The organism is Aerococcus sp. L_32, assembly GCF_050689315.1.
Genome location: NZ_JBOEQF010000339.1, coordinates 1 through 2100 on the forward strand (window position 1 = coordinate 1; position 2100 = coordinate 2100).

The 2100-nt window shown below is 39.7% G+C and carries 2 protein-coding genes; one reads left to right on the plus strand and one right to left on the minus strand.

Annotation, left to right across the window (positions count from 1 at the left end; genetic code table 11):
- Positions 1–1431, plus strand: a 1431-nt coding sequence (locus ACRCJ0_RS12615; protein WP_431390649.1) for a glycoside hydrolase family 13 protein, incomplete at its 5' end; no start/stop codon positions are given.
- A 56-nt stretch (positions 1432–1487) separates the two neighbouring features.
- Here the strand turns inward: ACRCJ0_RS12615 and ACRCJ0_RS12620 are convergent.
- A partial coding sequence (locus ACRCJ0_RS12620) for a substrate-binding domain-containing protein (RefSeq protein WP_431390650.1) occupies positions 1488–2100 on the minus strand: 613 nt, incomplete at its 5' end.

The window sequence follows — 2100 nt, forward strand, 5'->3', positions numbered from 1 at the left end:
GGTTATGATATTGCGAATTATGAAGCGATAGCAGACATGTTTGGTGACATGAATGATATGGATTTGTTACTAGCCGAAGCCAATCAACGTGGTATTCGTATTATCATGGACCTCGTCGTAAACCATACATCAGATGAACATGCCTGGTTCGTGGAAGCCCGCGACAATCCGACAAGCCCAGAACGTGATTATTATATTTGGCGTGACGAACCCAATGACCTAACTTCAATATTTAGTGGCTCAGCATGGGAAAAAGATGAAGCATCTGGTCAATATTACCTGCACTTCTTCAGCAAAAAACAACCTGATTTAAACTGGGAGAACGCCTCTTTACGTCAAAAAATTTATGATATGATGAACTTTTGGATCGACAAAGGTATCGGTGGGTTCCGTATGGATGTTATCGACATGATTGGTAAAGTTCCTGATCAAGGGATTGTCAATAATGGCCCTAAATTACACGATTACATCAAGGAAATGAACACTGCTTCCTTTGGTAAACATGATTTATTAACTGTAGGTGAGACATGGGGTGCTACGCCGGAAATTGCCCAATTATACTCAAATCCTGACAGTCATGAACTATCTATGGTATTTCAGTTCGAGCATATTGGTCTGCAACATAAGCCGGATGCAGCTAAATGGGATTTTGAAGACGAACTAGATGTACCTGCATTAAAAAAGATTTTTAATAAATGGCAGACAGAATTAGGGCTTGGTCAAGGTTGGAACTCTTTATTCTGGAACAACCATGATTTACCACGTGTCCTTTCTATTTGGGGCTCAACTGGCCCAAACCGAGTGAAATCAGCCAAGGCATTAGCCATTCTCCTACATCTGATGCGAGGTACACCTTATATTTACCAAGGTGAAGAAATAGGAATGACCAATTATCCTTTTAACAATTTAGATGAAATTGATGATATTGAATCCTTAAACTATGCACGAGAAACTACGGCAAATGGTCAATCTATGGGGCAAGTCATGAACAGTATCCGCATGATTGGTCGAGACAATGCTAGGACACCTATGCAGTGGGATGAAACGAAACATGCCGGATTCTCAAGTGGAGACACAACCTGGCTACCAGTAAATCCAAATTATCATGAAATTAACGTCAAAAACGCCTTAGCTGATCAGGACAGTATTTTTTATACTTATCAAAAATTGGTTCAATTACGCCAAACTTCAGAATGGTTAATCGATGGCGATTTTGAGCTATTAGATACTAGCGATAAAGTATTTGCCTACATCCGAAGAACACCAAGTGAAGCATACTTAGTAGTCGTGAATGTATCTGATGTAGCACAAACATTTAGTTTTAATGGTACGTATGGAACAATTATTATCAGCAATCATGTGGTGCCAACCGATTTACAACAAATCACCTTGGATGCTTGGGATGCATTTTGTGTTAAGCTGACAAAATAAAAAAATAATATCAAAAAAGGTAACCGCAATCGTTTGTGGTTACCTTTTTTTAATATTTATCCACTAGAATCACGTATTGTTAACCGAGTGGCAAGTCTAGTCATAGTAGGTACTACTTCCGGGTTTATCAATTGACGATTCAGGGTATCCACAGCAATTCGACCCATTTCCTCAGTAAAAACGGTCACACTGGATAGGGCGGGGAAAATCTGTTTCGTCAACGGGGTATCATTAAATGAAATAAGACTCACCCGTTCAGGGACAGCAATGCGCGCCTCCTGAAGAGCACGTAAAGCACCAATAGCTAATGTATCATTGGCCACAAAGAAAGCTTGTGGAAGGGCTTCTCCATGTTCAGTGATGGCCTGTTTCATCAAATCATACCCAGCTTGTGCTGAAAAATCACCAATATACGTATATTTTGCATGGTAAACACCAAGTTCAGATGCATAGTTTCGGAAAGTTCTGAACCGTTGATCAATTAACTGTTCCTTACCATCTGTCGTTTTCTCTTCACCGGCAATCATACCTATCGATGTTAACCCATGCTGCATAAAATAATCTAATACTTGAATCACGGCATTATCAAAATCAGTTGTCACACAGGGATGACCAGCATTTAAGGTATCTGAATCCACAAAAACCAATTTGCGATTATAGGACTCTAAC